This window comes from Halomonas sp. BDJS001, from assembly GCF_026104355.1.
Taxonomy (GTDB): Bacteria; Pseudomonadota; Gammaproteobacteria; order Pseudomonadales; family Halomonadaceae; genus Vreelandella.
Genome location: NZ_CP110535.1, coordinates 3,567,529 through 3,586,521 on the forward strand (window position 1 = coordinate 3,567,529; position 18,993 = coordinate 3,586,521).

15 protein-coding genes and 2 pseudogenes are annotated in these 18,993 nt (G+C 59.7%); 3 read left to right on the forward strand and 14 right to left on the reverse strand.

What is annotated here, in order from left to right:
- Positions 1 to 113: 113 nt before the first annotated feature.
- Positions 114 to 1,853 (forward strand): C4-dicarboxylic acid transporter DauA, encoded by a 1,740-nt coding sequence (gene dauA / locus OM794_RS16610; RefSeq protein ID WP_226247716.1) that lies wholly within the window; start codon positions 114 to 116, stop codon positions 1,851 to 1,853.
- 109 nt (positions 1,854 to 1,962) lie between these two features.
- Here the strand turns inward: dauA and OM794_RS16615 are convergent, their stop codons facing one another.
- The 12 genes from OM794_RS16615 to OM794_RS16670 form a co-directional block, all read right to left on the reverse strand.
- Positions 1,963 to 3,459 carry a tripartite tricarboxylate transporter permease gene (locus tag OM794_RS16615; protein ID WP_265153921.1) on the reverse strand — a complete coding sequence of 499 codons (1,497 nt, stop codon included), beginning with the start codon at positions 3,457 to 3,459 and terminating at the stop codon, positions 1,963 to 1,965.
- Between the two features lie 13 nt (positions 3,460 to 3,472).
- Positions 3,473 to 4,003 (reverse strand): tripartite tricarboxylate transporter TctB family protein, encoded by a 531-nt coding sequence (locus OM794_RS16620; RefSeq protein WP_226247719.1) that lies wholly within the window; start codon positions 4,001 to 4,003, stop codon positions 3,473 to 3,475.
- Positions 4,004 to 4,027: 24 nt separating this feature from the next.
- On the reverse strand, positions 4,028 to 4,984 hold the full coding sequence (locus tag OM794_RS16625) for a tripartite tricarboxylate transporter substrate binding protein (protein WP_226247722.1): 957 nt from the start codon (positions 4,982 to 4,984) through the stop codon (positions 4,028 to 4,030).
- Positions 4,985 to 5,311: 327 nt separating this feature from the next.
- Positions 5,312 to 6,460 carry an alpha-hydroxy acid oxidase gene (locus OM794_RS16630; protein ID WP_226247724.1) on the reverse strand — a complete coding sequence of 383 codons (1,149 nt, stop codon included), beginning with the start codon at positions 6,458 to 6,460 and terminating at the stop codon, positions 5,312 to 5,314.
- 52 nt (positions 6,461 to 6,512) lie between these two features.
- Positions 6,513 to 7,478 (reverse strand): Bug family tripartite tricarboxylate transporter substrate binding protein, encoded by a 966-nt coding sequence (locus OM794_RS16635; RefSeq protein WP_226247727.1) that lies wholly within the window; start codon positions 7,476 to 7,478, stop codon positions 6,513 to 6,515.
- A 28-nt stretch (positions 7,479 to 7,506) separates the two neighbouring features.
- Entirely contained in the window at positions 7,507 to 8,574 is a 1,068-nt protein-coding gene (locus OM794_RS16640; RefSeq protein ID WP_226247729.1) for an amidohydrolase family protein, read from the reverse strand.
- A 35-nt stretch (positions 8,575 to 8,609) separates the two neighbouring features.
- Complete coding sequence (locus tag OM794_RS16645) at positions 8,610 to 9,545, reverse strand: SMP-30/gluconolactonase/LRE family protein (protein ID WP_226247731.1); 936 nt, start codon at positions 9,543 to 9,545, stop codon at positions 8,610 to 8,612.
- Positions 9,546 to 9,561: 16 nt separating this feature from the next.
- On the reverse strand, positions 9,562 to 10,851 hold the full coding sequence (locus tag OM794_RS16650) for a TRAP transporter large permease (protein WP_226247733.1): 1,290 nt from the start codon (positions 10,849 to 10,851) through the stop codon (positions 9,562 to 9,564).
- Between the two features lies 1 nt (position 10,852).
- The gene (locus OM794_RS16655; RefSeq protein ID WP_226247736.1) at positions 10,853 to 11,371 is read right to left on the reverse strand and encodes a TRAP transporter small permease; all 519 of its coding nucleotides are present in this window, start codon (positions 11,369 to 11,371) and stop codon (positions 10,853 to 10,855) included.
- Between the two features lie 24 nt (positions 11,372 to 11,395).
- Positions 11,396 to 12,376: a TRAP transporter substrate-binding protein DctP gene (gene dctP / locus OM794_RS16660; protein WP_226247739.1), complete on the reverse strand. Its 981-nt coding sequence runs from the start codon at positions 12,374 to 12,376 to the stop codon at positions 11,396 to 11,398.
- A 104-nt stretch (positions 12,377 to 12,480) separates the two neighbouring features.
- Positions 12,481 to 13,215 (reverse strand): RraA family protein, encoded by a 735-nt coding sequence (locus tag OM794_RS16665; RefSeq protein ID WP_265153923.1) that lies wholly within the window; start codon positions 13,213 to 13,215, stop codon positions 12,481 to 12,483.
- Positions 13,216 to 13,238: 23 nt separating this feature from the next.
- Entirely contained in the window at positions 13,239 to 14,246 is a 1,008-nt protein-coding gene (locus OM794_RS16670) for a hydroxyacid dehydrogenase (RefSeq protein ID WP_226247743.1), read from the reverse strand.
- A 153-nt stretch (positions 14,247 to 14,399) separates the two neighbouring features.
- Between OM794_RS16670 and OM794_RS16675 the strand changes: the two genes are divergently transcribed.
- Complete coding sequence (locus OM794_RS16675; RefSeq protein ID WP_226247746.1) at positions 14,400 to 15,284, forward strand: LysR substrate-binding domain-containing protein; 885 nt, start codon at positions 14,400 to 14,402, stop codon at positions 15,282 to 15,284.
- Positions 15,285 to 15,496: 212 nt separating this feature from the next.
- On the opposite strand, the pseudogene adhP reads toward OM794_RS16675, so the two are convergent.
- Together adhP and OM794_RS16685 are read right to left on the reverse strand one after the other, a co-directional pair.
- A pseudogene (gene adhP, locus OM794_RS16680) lies at positions 15,497 to 16,524 on the reverse strand (alcohol dehydrogenase AdhP).
- Positions 16,525 to 16,661: 137 nt separating this feature from the next.
- Positions 16,662 to 18,181: pseudogene (locus OM794_RS16685) on the reverse strand (aldehyde dehydrogenase family protein).
- Positions 18,182 to 18,310: 129 nt separating this feature from the next.
- Between OM794_RS16685 and OM794_RS16690 the strand changes: the two are divergent.
- Positions 18,311 to 18,988 carry a response regulator gene (locus OM794_RS16690; protein WP_226247754.1) on the forward strand — a complete coding sequence of 226 codons (678 nt, stop codon included), beginning with the start codon at positions 18,311 to 18,313 and terminating at the stop codon, positions 18,986 to 18,988.
- Positions 18,989 to 18,993 lie beyond the last annotated feature (5 nt).

Below are 18,993 nucleotides of genomic sequence, written 5' to 3' on the forward strand. Positions count from 1 at the left end.
GAGTGCCGGGATTTTTGTGCGCGAACGACTCCACGACTAACGCCTTGTTGTGCAAATTTCACCGCAGGCGTAGCGTAATGGCTTGTTTTCCCTGTTTTTAGGAGACTGGTCTCATGTCCCGCGCCCATCGAACTTCGGGTTACGTTTTCCCGCTGCCTGGCAGCGCGCTGGTCAGCGCTTGGCGTGAAGGGTATACGCTGGCCAGATTAAAGCGCGATGTGATGGCGGGGCTGACGATTGGCGTGGTGGCGGTACCGCTTTCCATGGCGCTGGCAATCGCCACTGGCGTTCCGCCCCAGCACGGGCTCTACACTGCTATCGTGGCGGGCGCGGTGATCGCCTTAACCGGCGGTTCACGGTTTAACATCTCCGGCCCCACCGCCGCCTTTGTGGTCATTCTGTTTCCCATTGTGGCCAACCACGGTCTGGGTGGGCTGCTGATTGCCACACTGATGGCTGGCACTATTTTGGTGGCGCTGGGGCTTTCGCGGTTGGGCAGCCTGATTCAGTACATCCCCTACCCGGTGATACTTGGCTTTACCGCAGGTATCGGAGTTGTCATTGCACTGCTGCAGTTACCTGACTTTCTGGGCCTAGCTGGCGTGGAGCTAGGTGATAGCACCCTGAATAACCTAATGCTGATTGGCCGAGCACTGCCCAGCATTTCACCGGCGGAGATCAGCGTGGGGATTGTGACCTTGGCCGCGCTGCTAATCTGGCCCCGCTTGAATACGCCAATTCCTGCCCCGCTGGTGGGTTTGGCGGTGGGCACACTGGCTGCAGCACTACTGCTGATGAGTGGCGTTAAAGTCGATACCATCGCCTCACGCTTTAGCTGGGAGTTTGAGGGTGCCAGCGGCAGCGGCATTCCCCCTTTCGCGCCTGGCTTTACCGCCCCTTGGCATTTTCCAGGCGCGGATGGAAACCCGCTTGAGATCAACTTTGCGCTGATACAAGCGCTGCTTGGCCCGGCGCTGGCCATTGCCCTGCTGGCGGCCATTGAGTCGCTGCTATGCGCCGTAGTGGCAGATGGTTTAACCCGCACTCGCCATGATCCTAACGCCGAGCTAATTGGCCAGGGGCTGGGCAATCTGGTGGTGCCTTTCTTTGGCGGCATTACCGCAACAGCAGCCTTGGCCCGCACCGCGACCAATATCAAAAGCGGTGCCTTTTCACCTGTCGCTGCAGTGGTGCACTCTATCGTGGTGTTACTTGCCGTGGTGGCCCTGGCGGGGGTGCTGGGGTTTGTCCCCATGGCGGCACTCGCCGCCCTGCTGTTTATCATCGCCTGGAACATGAGCGAGGCGCGTCACTTTGTGCATACGCTAAAAAGCGCTCCCGCCAGCGATGTCTCAGTGCTGGTGATCTGCTTTGCCCTAACGGTGATTTTCGACATGGTGATTGCCGTGGCCGTGGGTATTGGCCTGGCTGCCGCACTGTTTATCCGTCGTATGGCACAGCTCACTCATACCCGGCGCTTGGCTGCACCCGACACCGGCGAACACTTCCCGCCAGAAGTAACACTTTATAAAATCACCGGCCCGCTGTTTTTCGGTGCGGCAGAAAAGGCCATTGCCACGCTGCGGGTGATAGATCACGGTGTTCAGGTGGTCGTTCTGGATATGCGTGATGTGCCCAGCCTGGACACCACCGCCATGGTGGCGCTGGATACACTGCGCCGAGAGCTGGGCGAGCAAGGCGTTGGCGTTATATTTGTTGGGCTGCCGCCACGCATGGCGCTGAAAATAAAGCGTGCCGGCATTAAACGCGAAGTAGGTACATTAGGGGTCGTCAGTAACCTAGCCCACGCCGAGCGTATGTCTCGCCGTTGGCTGAGTAACAATGCCCAATAACAGCTGTCGGCAGTAAAAAAACATCCTGGCTGCATATGAATGTAACCAGAATGTTTGTTCGTCGTTATTAAGCGTTAGAAAATGCGGCTGAATTGACGCGGTAGTTTGCTCAGCGGCCTTTACGACGCTGCAATAAACGCGAAATGACCGGCATTAGAATCACGCCTAGCGTCAGCAAGATAATAATCTTAGAGGTATTGCTCGCAGCGAGAGCCATGGCGTCGCCTCCACCAATGCGCAGCGCTAAGCGTAGGTTTTGTTCCGCAAACCCTCCCAAGATTAGCCCCAACACCACTGGCGGTAGCGGGAATTTCAGCTTATCCATAAAGTAGCCGATCATGCCAAATCCCAGCATCAGGTATACGTCGAACATGCGGCCGTTGATCGAGTAGACGCCTACGAACACCAAGGCGATGATGATGGCACCCAGCAAGGGTCGAGGAAGCTTCAGCACCTGGGCGAAACTATTGGTCGCCAGGGATCCGCCCAGCGCCACCAGCAGTACGGCGGCGAACAGGAACTGCCACATAAAGCCGAATACGATGTCCGGATTGTCGCGAAACAGCATCGGTCCCGGCTGCAGGCCGTGAATGAGCAGCCCCCCCAGCATAACCGCAGCGACGGCAGTGCCCGGGATACCCAGGGTCAATGCGGGAATCAATGCCGATGCGGTATCAGCGTTATTGGAGGTTTCCGCCGCCGCCACCCCCTCGGGCTCGCCTTGCCCCCAGCGCTCGGGGTGGCGTGAGTGCCGCTTGGCTTCGTTGTAGCTCAAAAAAGCCGCCATGGAGCCGCCGGCGCCGGGCAAAATACCGATGAACACGCCGATCACCGAGGAGCGCAGCCAGGTCTTCCAGTACTTCAGCATGCTCGGAATCGCCTTCCAGATGCTGACGGTATTGAGCCGCCCCGCATTTCGGGTATCGAGTTCGCGCTCCTCCTCAAGCAGCGCGATGGCAGGCGGCAGCGCGTAAAGGCCGACCAGCAGCACGACGATGTTGATACCGTCGAGCAGCTCCAGATGGCCGAAGGTATAACGGTCATAACCGGTGATCGTGTCAGCTCCCACCAAGGAGACGAACACGCCGAAACACGCGCTGATGAGCCCCTTGAGGATGTCACCGCCGAGCAGGAAGACGATGGCGGACATGCCGAAGACGGCGACCCAGAATATCTCGGCGGGGCCGAACAGCAGCGTGACACGCGCCAGGGGAGGCGCCAGCAGCATCAACACCAGCGCCGAAGCCACACCTCCGATCGCTGAGGAGACTACGGCCACCTGAAGGGCGTAGCCGCCCTTGCCCTGCTGAGCCATGGGGTAGCCATCGAAACTGGTGGCCACCGCCGCGGGGGTGCCGGGAATGCGCAGCAAGATGGCGGGAATCGAGCCCCCGTACATAGCGCCATTATAGATACCCGCCATCATGCCCAGCGCCACCAGGGGATCCATGCCGAAGGTAAAGGGAATGAGCACTGAAATGGCCATGGTTGCGCTCAGCCCTGGAAGGGCGCCCACGCAGATCCCGGCAATCACACCGATCACGACGGCGGCCAGGTTCATCCACGACAGCACCCCGGGGAGTGCATCGACTAAACTTCCATACATAACGCTACTCCCTTTAACGGGTGAAGAATTCCGCGGGCAGTTCCTGGCCCATCAATACGACGAAGATCAGCGCCAAGCCGCCGGTGAAGATCACATCCGCCAGCAACAAGCGCTTGATATCGCGATAACCGAAACACCAGGCCACCACGGGAAGCATGATGGCCGTCGAGGTGTAGAACCCGAGCGCCACCACGCCCGCTATGTAGAGGGCAATGGCAAGCACGATGCCCGCGAAAGCGCCTGCGTTGGCAAACACGGGGTAGCGCGGCGCGAGTTTTCGCCCGCTCCGCCCTCCCAACAGCGCTCGCCCGATCATCAGCGCCGCCAATACGACCAGGGCACCTAGCATGGCCACGGGCAGCAGCGAGGTCATGACGGGCATCGCCGTGGTGCGAGTCAAGAGCGCCCCCGCGGCCACAATGATGACGATGCCCGCTATAAGGTCGGGGTGTGTCCATACCGAACGGGGCGATCCGGCAGGCGGCTCGCTCGCCACTTGGGCGCTCGGATCACGTTCATTGACTTGATTATCGATGTCGGTCATAGCGGCTCCAGGGGTAGGGATCGATCATTTCCAGGGGGAGATTTCCCAAACGCGCTCTGCCAGCGACAGCTGCTCGTCGTTGAGCGTGCGGAAGTCGTCGCCCAGCGCAAGCGAGATGGGGTTGCCCGCACGGAGCATGACGTCCTGGAACGCAGGATCGTCGTAGGTCTGTTGGAAAGCGGCCATCAGCGCCGTCTCGACCTCTTCGGGCAGGCCTGCTGGCGCGACGAAGCCACGCAGCGCACTGTTGTAAAGCTCATAGCCCTGCTCAGCGAAGGTGGGCACGTCATCCGCCAGAGGCGAGCGCTCATGGGTGGCGATACCGAGCACGTTCAGCTCGTCACGAAAGTTGATCACCTCAGAGATATTGACAATACCCATGGTCACGTGGCCACCCATGAGGGCGCTGCGCGCTGGTGCCGAACCGGAGAAGGGTACGGGCGTAAACTCGCCGCCCGTTTGCTCGATGACGTTCATCAAAAAGAAATGGTCGTCCCCGCCCAGGCTCGACATGCTCACGGTCACGGTGCCTTCCTGGGCCGCCGCCACCAGCTTGTCCATGGTGTCGATGTCGCTACTCTTGGGCGTCACGATCACGTTGGGGTCATCGACGACATTGGCGAGGTAGGTAAAGCTATCCGCATCGTAGGCCGCCTCACGATCAAGGGTACGAGCCATCATACCGGGCAGGTTGTAGGTACCTATCGTGTAGCCATCCGGCGTGGCCTGGGCCACCTCGGTCACGCCGATCTGTCCGCTGGCACCCGGCATGTTCTTGATCACCACCGACACGTTGTTACCCAAGTACTCTTCGAGATAGGGAGCGACCGTGCGCGCCATCACGTCCGTACCGCCGCCAGCGGCGTACCCCACCACCACTTCGATGCGTTTTTCAGGATAATCCGCCACCGCCTGGCTCGCCACCAGACCGGAAAGCAAAAGCAGGAGAGCAGCTATTTTGTAAGTCGTTTTCGATTGCACGTTGGTTATCCTCTTTTTAATTGTCTTAGGGAAACTGTCTGCTGACGTGATGGCTAGTAAATTCTATAGAAAAACTGAATTAAAGATAAATATTTTCAATTTTATCATTAGACTATCTTAACCAATAACCGGAACTATCCCCGCCTCGTGAAAAGCCCCGCCACTGCGGCCTTTGCGGGTGGCCGCGAAAACGAACGAGCGGCGACAGAAACACTCATCTAAATTAGCGTTGAGACTAAGGTATATAGGCTTGCGGTCAGTTGAAGCGCTCAACGAAGCTCACTTTTACGTTAATGAGAGCCGAGCGCTAGCGAAGAAAACATTGAGTCAGCGATGAAGTAAGGTGGTCTGCAGAATGCTCTCATCCACTTCGTCGAGACTGTTCAAACCTAGCAGCCCCAGGTCGCGGTGAACTTCCAGGCGCAGGATCTCGATCGCTTCAGTCACGCCTTGGCGGCCTCCGATACTCGCCGCGAAAAGAAAGGGCCGGCCCACGAACACGAAGTCTGCTCCCAGGGCCAGCGCCTTGATGACATCTGTGCCGCGCCGGATGCCGCCATCCACCATCAGGGCCATGTCCCCAGCGACCTTACGTGCGTCGGCCAAGGCCCGGATCCCGGCAATGGCGTAATCGAGCTGGCGCCCGCCATGGTTGGATAGAATGACGCCATCGCAACCGCGCTCCCGCGCCCGAGCAACGTCCTGCGCCGCCAGCAGCCCCTTCAAGACAAGTTTGCCCGGCCAAATACGCCGGATCAGGTCAACGTGCTCCCAGTTGAGATGATCCTTTCGACCAAAATCCCGTACGGCCTCTTGAGAGACGATCGGCGCACCGCGCTCGGCATAGGAATTCTCGAAATGAGGCACACCGGAGCGCAACAGCGTGCGGGCGAAACAGCCGAACACCCAGCGCGGGCGACGACCGAAATCCAGCAGCATGCGAGGCGTCATTCTCAACGGCGTGGAAAAGCCTGCGCGCACATTGTTCTCTCGATTGGCCAATACCGCTGTATCCGCCGTCAGCACCAGGGTCTTGAAGCCCGCTCGCCGGACACGAGCGATCAATGCATCGATGCGTGCCTCCTCACCGGGCAGGTAGGCCTGGAACCAAGCCTCGGGATTGGCCTCGATCACCCGCTCCATAGGGGTCAGGGATGAGCCGCTCAGCACGTAGGGGACGGCCGCCTCGGCGCTTGCCCGGGCCATCTCACGATCACCGTCCAGCGCCATAAGGGCTGCGATCCCCATCGGCGCAATTCCGAACGGGGCCGACCACGTGTTACCCAGTAGTGTTTGTCGACTGGTTCGCCCTTCCACACCGTGCAGCACTCTGGGCACCAGACGGATTTCCCGGAACACCGCTTCATTATCCTCTTCGGCGGCACCGGTTTCCGATGCCCCGGCCACGTAGCCGTAAAGAGGCCGAGGCAGGCGTTTTTTGGCAGCCAGGCCATAGTCGTTCAGGGTCAAGAGCATGGTCTAGCCACCTTAGAGCGATCAGAAACCTGCCGGAACTGTCCGGCAAGCATTACTTCCAGGGGGTGGTTTCCCAGATGTGCCGAGCCACTTGGTTCTGGCTCTCGGCCAGCGCCTGGTAGGCCTCGCCCTCGGAGAACTGAACCGGGCTGCCTTGGCGCTCCATCGCGGCCATGAACGCTGGGTTCTGGGCCACCTCTGCCAGCGCCGTCACGAGGGCATCGCGCACGTCGTCGGGTAGCCCCGCCGGCGCCACGAGGCCGCGAAAGGAACCCATCTCGATGTCGAAGCCCAGCTCTTTTGCCGTGGGCACGTCCGGGGCCTGCGCCAGTCGCTCGTCGGCGAACACCGCCAACACGCGAAGCTCGTCCTCGAAGCCGACGGTCTGGCTAAAGGCCATGGTACCCATGTCCACATGCCCACCCATGATCGCACTGCGCGCCAGCGACGCACCGTTGAACGGCACTTCGTTGAGCTCGATACCGCTGGCATTCGCGAACATGATCGCCGCGAAGTGATCGTTGCCTCCCAGCGCCGCGAGGCCCACAGCCAAGCGCCCGCTTTGCTCATGGGCGGCATTGATCACGTCCTGCAAGGACTGGAAGTCCGAGTCGGCGGGCACTACCAGGGTGTTGGGATCCGACACGAAGTTGGCAAGCCAAGTGAAGCTGTCCGCATTGTAATCCGCGTTGCGGTCATAGGTGACCGCCAGGGCCGCGGGCAGGTTCATGGTACCCAGGGTATAGCCGTCCGCCCGGGCCGCGGCAACTTCGCTGAAGCCGATCTGTCCGCCGGCGCCGGGCCGGTTACGGATCACAACGGACGCATTGCCGTCGAGGGACTGCTCCAAGTAAGAGGCAATGGTGCGGGCCATGACGTCGGTGCCGCCCCCGGCGGCGTAGCCGACGACGACATTGACGGGCTTGCTCGGGTAGTCGGCGGCCAGGGTCTGGGAGGCCGACAGCGCGCCAGATGCCAGAATGACGGAGCATGTAAAAGAGCGAAGAAGCGTGTTCATGAGATTACCTCGTTTTTTTTATCGTTACCTACCGGGGTATCCGGTAAATCCTGCGGGCGGTATTGCTGAAAAGCTCGGCGCGCTGCGCCTCGCTCCAAGACCCGGCGATACGTTTATAGGCATTCCATAGCGTGTCGTAGCCGACGCCTCCCTTGTCGACCGGAAAATTGCTTTCGAACATGCAGCGACTCGCGCCGAACTGCGCCACGCAGTGCTGCACATAAGGAGCGATGACCTCGGCGATGCGGTTCGAGCTCGGTGCGCGCTCATCCTGCTCGAAGCCGAAGCCCATGATCGGCATGCCGAAACCGCCAAGCTTGACCGCAACGTTGGGCCGCTCGGCGAGGCGCTGCAGTCCGACCTCCCAGGCTCGGCGCCCCTGTGATGGACGCCCCGCAAAGGGTCCCACGCCCAAAGGACCGCCGGCGTGGTTGAGCACGATCTGAAGCTCCGGCAGTTGCCGGGCCAGCGTTGCCACCTCGTCGAGCTGGGTCTGGTAAACCCACAGATCCAAAGAGAGCTCACGCCGAGCGAGCTCCCGAGCCCCGCTAACGAAGCGCTCATCCTGCAAGAGCCCCGCAGGGGCAGGTACCGGGTTGGAACGCACCGCTGGATCCGGGTGGGCAGCAACGGGCAGGCGCACACCCTTGAATGCGCCGCCTCCAGCGGCGGCCATCGCCTCCAGCACCGGCGCGATGGCCGCCCCCTGTAAAAGATCCGCGCAGCCGACGATGGCTTGGGCGACCCGAGTCTTGCCGTAGAATCCGCTACGGGCCTGGGCGGCCACGCCACGAATGAACTCGACTTCGCCAAGGGGTTGATAGAGGGCCGGCCCGTCCGCGCGGTACATGGTGCGACACTGCACGAACACCGAGGACACGACGTTATGGCCACTCTCGCCGATATCCTCTGCGAACTCCTCTAGCAGGTAACGAAACCCCTGGCGGTCCCACAGATGGTGGTGGGCATCGACGATCTCGAGCTCTGGCAGCAGCGGCGCTTCTTTGGAGCAGGCGAGCCATTCCGCCCGAGGGTGAGGGTTTGGGGTGGCGACGCTCGGGCGCCGGCGCCAAGGCCGGTCTGTCTCGTGATCCATGCTTGCGTCTCTTGTCAGTCAACGAACACAGCGAGTCACGCTCCCCAGCCTGACGCCATGGCATGACCGGCCACGGGCAGCTCGGCACACAGAATCGAGCCGCTGTCGGATTCGGTGATGAACAGGGTGCGCCCCTCGGGGCCACCAAAAGCGCAGTTCGTGGTGCCGAGCCCCCGGGGTGACTTGACCACCGCGATAGGAATACCGAGGGCATCGTGCACCCACACCAGCCCCATGCCGGTCTGACACACGACCACGCCTCCGTCCTGGGTCAATGCCAGCCCGTCCGGCCCCGCCCGACCGCCGGAAAACTGCAAGAACAATCCGGCCTTGATGACGCGACCGCTATCGGTGAGGGGTAGGCGCCAGACCGCATTGGCCCGAGTCACGGCGACCAAGAGCGCGCGTCCCTCCTTGTCTAGCACCAGGCCATTCGGACTCGGCACCTTGTCGATCAGGCAGTCGAGCCGCTGAGTCTCGGGGTGCCAGCGATAGACTCGTCCGGAAGGGTCTTGAAGCCCAGTCTGGCCTTGGTCGGTAAAGTACAGTGTGCCATCGGGGCCGAAGAACAGATCGTTACACCCCTTGAAGCCTTCGGTATCCGCATCGCCCAGCACCGTGGTGACCTGAGCGGAGTCCGGATCCAGGCGCAGAATGCCGTTTTTGAAGTCGGCGATGAAAATGCGCCCATCGGCGTCGATCTTGAGCCCGTTGGGCTGGCCGTCGTACTCCGCCATCTGTTCGACACAGCCTTGCGGATTCGCACGAAAGATGCGCCCGAAGGGAATATCGACGAACCACAGGTTGCCCTGTCGATCGAAGGAGGGCCCTTCGATGAAACTATCCACCGCCGCCCCACGACGATTCCTGTCCGCCCAGTACGAGGGCTGGTTCTGCTTGCGCAGGTGTGGCGGAAGCTCGGTGAATACCTCCGCCTCTATCAAGACGGGGTCTGGATGTGGAAATGCCATTGAACGACTCCATCGATCACTGAATTAGCGAGGGAAACCATAAGACGATATCGGGAAACAGGATCAACATCAGCAGAAACGCCAGAATGATGAGGAAAAACGGCAGCGTCCCCATCACGACATCCTCGACCTTCAGGTCGGGGCTGGAACCCGAAACGACGAATAGAATGACGCCCAACGGCGGCGTGAGCTGGCCGAGTTCGATCAATACCACGACGAATACCCCGAACCAGATGGGGTCGACCCCCATCGCCATCAGCACCGGAAAGATGATCGGAACGATGATGGCGATCATGCCCAGCCCTTCCATGAAGCAGCCGAGAATGGCGAAGGCCAGCATTAGCAGCAGTAATAGCTGGAACTGAGAAATCCCCGCCTGGGATACCCACTCCACCAACTGGTCGCCGATGCCAGAGAGCGTAGTGGCATAGGCAAACAGCATGGAGATGAAGACGATAAACAGCACGTTACCGCTCATCTTGAGTGTACGCGCCACCGCGCTTCTCAACATGGCGATAGACAGGCGCCGATAGATCGCCGCGATCACGGCTGCTCCCACCACGCCAACCGCCCCCGCCTCGGTGGGGGTGGCGATGCCGCCATAGATGCTGCCCAGTACGCAGACGATCAGGATTAGAAACGGCAGGATATCGAGCAAAGATCGAGCATAGTCATTGGCGGAATAACGAGTGGTGTCCCGCGGCGCCAGCGCCGGATTTTTCAGCGTCCGGGCGATGATGAACAGGCTGTAGCAGGCGGCCAGCAGGATGCCGGGAAACAGGCCTGCGGCGAAGAGCTTGGCGATCGAGGTCTCGGTGAAGGTGGCGTAGATGATCATCGTGATCGAGGGCGGAATAAGAATGCCCAGCGTTCCACCGGCCGCCAGCGACCCCGCAATGATGCGCTTTTGGTAGCCGCGCTGGCTGAGCGCCGGTATCGCCACCGTGGACATGGCCGCCGCCGTCGGGGCGCTGCCGCCGGAGACCGCGGCGAAGATACCGCTGCCGACGATGTTGGTGTGCAGGAGACCGCCGGGCAGGCGGCGGGTGAACGGCGCCAGGCCTTTATAGAGACGATCGCTCAGCCCCGAGCCCAGCAGGATCTCGGCCATGAAGATGAAAAGCGGGATCGCCGCCAGGGTGAAGCTGTTAGCAGAGCCCCAGCTCACCAGCCCCAGGGCGTTCCATCCCGCCATCCCACTCATCAGGAAAAGGTAGAGTAGCGCCGACAAGCCGACCGCCACCTGGATCCAGAGGCCGCTCATAATCAGCACGACCAGTACGCTGAAAGCAATGATTGATTCCATATCAGCCTCTCCCGCAGGAACGACGTTGACGCCAGAGCTGCTCGATTAGAAATACCGCGATGACCGCCAATCCGAAAGGCAGCAGCATCTGGGGTATCCACAGCGGCGTCATCAATACTGTCGGGGCGACGTTGCCCCGCGTGTAGGAGCTTGCGACCAGACGACAGGTCTGCCAGATCAACACACCGCACACGCCCACTCCCAAGAGCGAGAAGAGAGCCATCAGGCTAGCCCTCGCTGGGTGAGGCAACTTGTCGAACAAAAACGCTACCCGAAACAGGGTGCCATCCCGAAGCGATAGCCCCGCGCCCAGTAGCGTTAGGGCAACGACCAAGTAGCCGGTTACCTCCTCCACCATGTGAAAGGAAACGTTGAACACGGCGCGGGAGACGACTTCCAGGGTGACGAGCAGTGTCAGGAAGACGAGGATGGTGCCGGCGACGATGCGAATGACCTTGGCGATGACGTCGAACAGGGTCGGTGCGGGCTCTTTCTCGAGCCCGTTGTCGAAGTGATGCATGTTAGTACCTCTCGAAACCGGTGCTCAGCGGCCCATCGCCGCCAGAACGTCTTCGAGCACCCGCTGATACTCGGGCCCCTGCTCCTCGGCCCATTGGGCCCAGAAAGGTGCCAGCGTCTCGCGTGCCAGAGCTATCTCTTCCGGCGCGGCGTCCACCACCGTCATGCCGGCCTCGATCTGGGAGGCTTTCTGGGCCTGTTCATCGATGACGAAGGCTTCGCTGATGTTAGCCCCCTCTTCTTCGACGATGCGGCTCAACAGCGCCTGGGTCTGCGGATCTTGCGCATCGAAGGAGGCCTGATTTGCGATGATGGCGCTGTAGCCGTAGTTGACCGGAAGACGGTAGTTGTAGGGCAGAAATTCGTGCCAGTTCTTGGCACCGCCGGCGCTGGCGGTCAGCACGCCATCTATGACGCCCCGCTCAAGGGCGGTGGGCACTTCGGTGCCTGACAAAGTGATGGGTGAGCCGCCAAAGGCTTCGACGAAAGCGCCCTGCTCCGGCGAGGTCACACGTATGCGATGGTTGGCCAGGTCATCCAGGGAGTCGATCTCGAAGCTGGTGAAGATGACCTGCTGAGGATAGCGGTAGCTGCCCAGATACTGGACGTCCTGCTCAGCGAAGCCCTCTTCGAGGTAGGGCTGCACCACGGCGTAGGCGGCGTTCCAGTCGTCGTCGTTCTCGATCAGCATGGGTAGGCTGAGGATTCGCCCAATGGGGACGTTACCGGCGAAGAACAGATCCGCGGCGAAATCAACGATGCCGTCACCGACGGCCTGAGTGATATCGCTTGACGCGATGTGCAGGGTTTTGCCCAAATGCAGACGCATAGAAAGATCGCCATCGGTCTCTTCCTGGGTTCGCTCGGCAATGCGGTTCATGCCCTGTACCGCCGCCGTGGTGGATACAGAGGAGTAGGTATAGGCGGTCCAGTTGTCGGCGTGGGCCTGAGTCGCGCTAATACCGACGACGGCAAGGGTGGTCAAGCTGGCGATAGTCAGTTTCATTTTATTATTGCTCTCTTGTAGTTAAACAGTGTTGTCAAACGGTGTTGTTATTGTGACGAAGGCACCGCCCGCCGTCTGAGAGGGAGGGGGCAGCACCTCGCCGGTCACTTCTGCATCTGGCATCCCGCGGCTTCGAGGGCTCGGTCGACCCAGGAGCGATCCGTGGTGCCTGCATGAATCGCCGCCATCTGCTGGTCTTCGGCGCTCTGTTTAGCCTGGGTCGCCGCCAGTATCTCGGCGAGCATTGCGTAGGGCACGGATAGCACTCCGTCACTGTCCCCGAGCACCAGGTCGCCGGGTTCGATTACCATGCCGTTCAGGCTGATGGGGGTATTGATCTCCCCGGGGCCGTTCTTGTAAGGCCCCCGGTGGGTGATGCCAGCGGCATAAGTAGGCAGGTTCGTTTCACGAAAGGCATCGACATCGCGAATGGCGCCGTAGAGCACGAACCCCGCCACGCCGCGCTTGATCGCGTGGGCGAGCATGAGCTCCCCCATGAGCGCGTTGGTCAGGTCGCCTCCGGCGTCACAGACGATGACATCACCGGGCACGGCCATATCGATCGCCTTGTGCAACATCAGGTTATCGCCGGGGCGACTGCGCACTGTTAGTGCCGGGCCAGCCAGCACACCGTCACGATGCATGGGACGAAGGTTCGGGCCTCCAGCGAACACCCGGGCCATCGCATCGCTTACGTTGGCCACCGGAAGCTTGGCAAAAGCGGCGACGGTCTCCTTGTCCACGCACCGCTGACGTTTGACGATTCTATTTCCAACGCTCATCGATCCATCCTCTTTGTTGTTAATGCCAGGGAGTGACGCCCCCCCCCCGGCAGGCATGGCTTATTAGCCTGCAAGTGGCTTCATTGCAGGGGTGTGGTGGCGGCGCTCTGGGCGACGATATCGTTGACCAAGCGACCGGGGGGCAGCGTACGCCGGGCCAACATATCCACGATGCCCGCCACCGCCAGCGTCCCTACACGTGCCCCCGCCTCGGCGGTGGCGCCACCGATGTGAGGGCTCAGCACGACCCGGCTTGAGCGCATCAGCGGCGTAACACTGGTAGGCGGCTCCTCCTCGAAGGTATCGAGCCCGGCACCGGCAATCTGCCCACTCTCCAGCGCCGTCAGCAGCGCCTGCTCGTCGATCAGCCCTCCCCGGGCGGTGTTGATCACAAAGCTGCCCTTGGGCATGAGGCTCAGCCGCGCCGCGTCGAGCAGGTGGTGGGTCTGTTGGGTCAATGGGCAGTGAAGACTGACGATGTCGGACTGCTGCAGGAGCTCTTCCACCTGGCGGGCACGCTTGGCTCCGAGGGCCTCGACTTGTTCGTCGCTGGCGTAGGGGTCGTACACGCTCAGCTCGAGACCGATGCCCCGGGCGAGCCTGCCTGTGGCACAAGCGATGGCGCCCGCGCCGATCAGCCCGAGGCGCATACCGGCCAGTTCACGCCCTTCGAAATTGGCTTTTTCCCAACGCCCTTCCCGCATACTCTGATCCAAGGGAACCACCTGCTTCACGGTTGCGAAGATCAGCGCGATGGCCTGCTCGGCCACAGAAACGGCGTTGGCCCCTGATGCTCGAATCACCTGAATGTTATGGGCAGTGGCCGCCTCGACATCGATGTTGTCGACGCCAGCACCGTGCTTTGAGATAACCTTGAGAGATTTGCCAGCCGCCATAGCGTTGGCGGTGAATCTCCCCATACGGGAGACGACACCCACGGGATCGTGACGATCGATATACTCTTTGAGCACGTCCTCGCAAGGGTAAGGCGGCGTATGGACGATGGTGTAACCTGAGGCTTCGGCAAGCTCTCGCGCCTGGGTGGCAAGATAGGGGCCGGTAACCAGAATGACAGGCTGTGATGACAAGGCGAGCGTCTCCTTATTATTGGAAGTGGTGAGCGACGCCGCTTCTTCAGGTGGGCGTTCGCATTAGTCACCCCACATTACAGGAAGACATTTTTTATAAAAGCGAATAAAATTTCCTATCAAATTAAGAAAAACTTCACAAAAGGGGACTAAATGGATACTCGTCAGCTTCGAACGCTGGTGGCCATTGCAGAGCATGGCACTTTCGCGCGCGCCGCCTCAGTAGTCAGCTTGACGCCTTCCGCCGTCAGTCAGCAGATCCACGCGCTGGAGCAGGAACTCAATACAGCCTTGTTCAACCGTGAGTCCCGGCCTCCCAGCTTGAACCTCCAAGGCCTGAAGATGCTGGAAACGGCCCGGCAGGTATTGAGCCTGGTGGACGAGACGAAGGGAGTCTTCTCTGGAGGGCGCACCGCCAGTACGCTCAACATCGGCTCTGTGCGTACTAGCTCGATCGGGCTGCTGCCTCGGGCGATCGTTGCGATGCGCCAGGAGTATCCGGAGCTCACCATCAACCTGCGCGTCGGGCTCTCGTCCTCCTTGATCAGCGACGTGAACGCCGAACGGCTCGACATGGCAGTGGTGGCGGAAAACGTCAGCGTATCGCGCAACATGCTCTGGTCACCGTTCATTCGCGAGCCGCTGGTCGTGATTTCACCTCCTGGGACGCCCTCAACAAGCCCGCGGGAACTACTCGAAAGCCTTCCTTTTATTCGATTCAGCAGCGACGTTCCCCTTGCCGCTTTGATCAACAACGAACTGACCCGTCTGGGAGCCAACGTGCACGACATCGCGGAGATCGATACCATTCCCGCGATCGTCGAGTGTGTGGCGGAGGGGCTTGGGGTCAGCATCGTTCCCGACATCGCCGTGCGTGGCAACAATCGTGGAATGCTGATCCAGTCGTTCGGAGAGCCTCAAGTCTTTCGGCAAATCGGCACTATTCAGCGGGCTGGCTCGCCAAAATCAGAACTGCTGATCGCCTTGCACAACAAGCTGGCCGAGATGGCAGGCGACTTCGGCATATTTTATCGGTAGCGCGGCTTAATACCTACAGACCACCGTCCGGTCATAACGGGACGGCGACTTGGCCGGGCCTAGAAAAAGCCCTCGCTGGTGCCAAGGCTGCGTAGCGGCGCATCTGAACCTCAAATGGCCTTCACTCGCACGCCAGCACGTCGAAAATAAACTAGCAGGTAAGAAATAAAAGGGGGAGTCTTCTCCCCCTGGAGGTTTCTCATTGGCTGGCGTTAGCTAGCCATATCCAACACGATGCGACCTTCGATCTTGCCGTCGATCATGCGCTGGAAGACATCGTTGATATTATCCAGCGTATCGGTCGCTACCGTGGCCTTCACCTTGCCTTCGGCGGCGAAGTCCAGCGCTTCCTGCAGGTCGCTGCGCGTGCCGACGATGGAGCCGCGAATGGTAATTCCGTTGAGCACCGTACTGAAAATCGGCAGCGGGAAATCACCGGGTGGCAGGCCATTAAGTACCAACGTGCCACCGCGGCGTAACATATTCTGCGCTTGATCAAAGGCTTTCGGTGATACTGCGGTGACCAGTGCGCCGTGAGCACCGCCAATGGTTTTCTTCAGATAGGCCGCTGGGTCGGTTTGCATAGCGTTAACGGTTACCGTGGCGCCTAAGCGCTCCGCCAAAGCTAGCTTGCCATCATCGATATCCACCGCCGCGACATTCAGCCCCATCGCTTTGGCGTACTGCACTGCCATATGGCCTAAGCCACCAATGCCCGAAATCACCACCCACTGGCCGGGGCGGGTATCGGTCATTTTCAAGCCTTTATAAACCGTTACCCCTGCACACAACACGGGGGCGATTCGACGAAATCAACGGCATCCGGTAGCCGCCCTACATAGCCCGCATCTGCTAAGGTGTAGTCGGCAAACCCACCGTTAACGCTGTAGCCGGTATTCTGCTGAGACTCGCACAGGGTTTCCCAGCCACCCAAGCAGTGTTCACAGTAGCCGCAGGCTGAGTAGAGCCAGGGCACACCGATACGATCGCCCTCTTTGACGTGGGAGACACCTTCGCCCACCGCCACGATATGCCCAACGCCTTCATGCCCTGGAATAAACGGTGGCGAGGGCTTTACCGGCCAGTCGCCGTGAGCAGCGTGTAAATCGGTATGGCAAACCCCAGAGGCTGCCACTTTCATCAACACTTCGCCCTGCTTAGGGCGAGGTACATCGACTTCTTCTATGGCCAGCGGCTGGCCAAACTCACGAACGACCGCCGCGCGCATTGTGCTATCCATGATGCAACTCCTCATAATTGTCGATACGACCATTTAAGAATGGCTCTTATCGGTAGAGTCAGCGTCAGGGGGACTGACAATACCGCCCGACGGATGCCGGGCGGTGTGGCTAGCTATACATAGACAAACATGGCTGGTTAGAAGAAACCCAGTGGGTTGATATCGTAGCTGACCAGCAGGTTTTTGGTTTGTTGATAGTGCTCAAGGGCGACCTTGTGTGTTTCGCGGCCAACGCCGGATTTTTTGTAACCACCGAAGGCCGCGTGGGCGGGGTACTGATGGTAGCAGTTAGTCCACACACGACCGGCTTGAATGCCACGCCCCATGCGGAAAGCGACGTTGATATCACGGCTCCACACGCCTGCGCCCAAACCAAACTCGGTGTCGTTTGCAATCGCCAGCGCTTCCTCTTCATCTTTGAAAGTGGTTACCGCCACCACCGGGCCAAAGATCTCTTCCTGGAATACGCGCATCTGGTTGTTACCCTTCAGCAGCGTAGGCTGAATGTAGTAACCGCTGTTGATGCTGTCGTCCAGGGTCTCTTTGTTACCGCCAGTGAGGAACTCGGCGCCCTCGTCCCGGGCGATATCCATGTACGACATGATCTTGTCGAACTGCTCTTGAGAAGCCTGGGCCCCCACCTGCACGTCGGTATCGAGTGGATTGCCGCGTTTGATGGTTTTGGTGCGCTCGATGACCTTGGCCATGAACTCCTCGTACATGCTTTCTTGGATCAGCGCACGTGACGGGCAGGTACACACTTCGCCCTGGTTAAAGAACGCCAGCACAAGGCCTTCAACCGCTTATCGATAAAGGTCGGCTCAGCGTTCATGATATCGGCGAAGTAGATATTGGGGGATTTACCCCCTAGCTCTACGGTGGAGGGGATAATATTTTCCGCCGCGCATTTAAGAATATGCGAGCCAACGGGGGTAGAACCGGTAAAGGCGATTTTGGCGATGCGTTTGCTGCTGGCCAGCGCCTGGCCTGCTTCAGCGCCAAAGCCATTGACGATATTAAGGACACCCGGAGGTAGCAGATCGCCAATCAATTCGACGACTTTTAATATCGATGCTGGGGTTTGCTCCGCAGGCTTGAGTACCACGCAGTTACCCGCCGCCAGTGCAGGCGCCAGCTTCCAAACCGCCATTAGAATCGGGAAGTTCCAGGGGATAATCTGGCCCACTACGCCCAGCGGCTCGTGGAAGTGATAAGAAACCGTGTTGGCATCGATATCCGCCGCCGTGCCTTCCTGTGAGCGTATGCAGCCGGCAAAGTAGCGGAAGTGGTCAACCGCCAGCGGCAGATCGGCGTTCAGCGTTTCACGCACGGCTTTGCCGTTGTCCCAGGTTTCGGCAACGGCAAGCATTTCCAGGTTCTGTTCAATGCGGTCGGCGATTTTCAGCAGAATATTGCTGCGCTCTTGCGCTGACGTTTTGCCCCAGGCAGGCGCCGCCTTATGGGCCGCATCCAGTGCCTTATCGATATCTTCTGCCGTTGAGCGGGGAATTTCGCAGAAAACGTGACCGTTGACGGGACTAATATTGTCGAAATACTGGCCTTTCACCGGAGCGACAAATTCGCCGCCGATATAGTTACCGTAACGTTTTTCGAATGACACCACAGAACCGGTATCACCAGGGTTGGCGTAGATCATTGTGTAGCTCCTGAGTATTATGATTATTTAAGGTGCTTTTTTAAGCTGCTTTGACAGTGTTGTTCACTAAAGCAAATGGCGATATAGCCCGATGGCAGGATTAGCCCTCATCCCTTGGTAGGAGACGCCATGTATTCCCTGTTGGTGGCGGATGACCATCCGCTGTTCCGCGATGCGCTACAGACCGTGATTAGCGGGGGCTTGGCAGGTAGCCAGCTATTGGAGGCAGAAAGCCTCGCTGCTGCGATAGCGCTGATTGAAGCGAACACCGAGTTAGATCTACTGCTGCTGGATTTAAGCCTGCCTGATGCAGAAGGGCTAGAAGGTTTAATACGGCTGCGAGAAGAGTTCCCCTCACTGCCGGTGGCGATTGTCTCTGCCCATCAGGAGCGTCAGTTGGTACTCGATGCCATTACCTTGGGGGCGGTGGGCTATATCCCCAAGTCCACCCCCCGGGAAGCGCTGCTGGCTGCGTTAACGCAGATTCTTGAAGGCCAGCTCTACCTGCCGCCCGATGTTATGCGTCGCCCAGCACCGCGCACGGTTGCTCCTCAACCCACCAACAGCATTTCATCAACCAGCGAACGCTTGGCGCGCTTAACCGACAAGCAGTTAGAGGTATTGGCGTGCATGACGACAGGCATGTCGAACAAGCATATTGCCCGAGAGCTATTGATTGCCGAAACCACCGTGAAGACCCATGTCTCGGCGATTCTACGTAAATTGAATGCCACCAGCCGGGTTCATGCGATCGTTATCGCTGGGGAGGAGGATCTCAGTTTTTACCGGGCCAATCGCGCCCGTTAGAGTGC

Bases quoted from the DNA above. Each gene is read 5' to 3' on its own strand.
- dauA (WP_226247716.1), top strand. From the start codon at position 114: ATGTCCCGCGCCCATCGAACTTCGGGTTACGTTTTCCCGCTGCCTGGC.
- OM794_RS16615 (WP_265153921.1), bottom strand. From the start codon at position 3,459: ATGTATGGAAGTTTAGTCGATGCACTCCCCGGGGTGCTGTCGTGGATG.
- OM794_RS16620 (WP_226247719.1), bottom strand. From the start codon at position 4,003: ATGACCGACATCGATAATCAAGTCAATGAACGTGATCCGAGCGCCCAA.
- OM794_RS16630 (WP_226247724.1), bottom strand. From the start codon at position 6,460: ATGCTCTTGACCCTGAACGACTATGGCCTGGCTGCCAAAAAACGCCTG.
- OM794_RS16635 (WP_226247727.1), bottom strand. From the start codon at position 7,478: ATGAACACGCTTCTTCGCTCTTTTACATGCTCCGTCATTCTGGCATCT.
- OM794_RS16640 (WP_226247729.1), bottom strand. From the start codon at position 8,574: ATGGATCACGAGACAGACCGGCCTTGGCGCCGGCGCCCGAGCGTCGCC.
- OM794_RS16645 (WP_226247731.1), bottom strand. From the start codon at position 9,545: ATGGCATTTCCACATCCAGACCCCGTCTTGATAGAGGCGGAGGTATTC.
- OM794_RS16650 (WP_226247733.1), bottom strand. From the start codon at position 10,851: ATGGAATCAATCATTGCTTTCAGCGTACTGGTCGTGCTGATTATGAGC.
- OM794_RS16655 (WP_226247736.1), bottom strand. From the start codon at position 11,371: ATGCATCACTTCGACAACGGGCTCGAGAAAGAGCCCGCACCGACCCTG.
- dctP (WP_226247739.1), bottom strand. From the start codon at position 12,376: ATGAAACTGACTATCGCCAGCTTGACCACCCTTGCCGTCGTCGGTATT.
- OM794_RS16665 (WP_265153923.1), bottom strand. From the start codon at position 13,215: ATGCCTGCCGGGGGGGGGGCGTCACTCCCTGGCATTAACAACAAAGAG.
- OM794_RS16675 (WP_226247746.1), top strand. From the start codon at position 14,400: ATGGATACTCGTCAGCTTCGAACGCTGGTGGCCATTGCAGAGCATGGC.
- OM794_RS16690 (WP_226247754.1), top strand. From the start codon at position 18,311: ATGTATTCCCTGTTGGTGGCGGATGACCATCCGCTGTTCCGCGATGCG.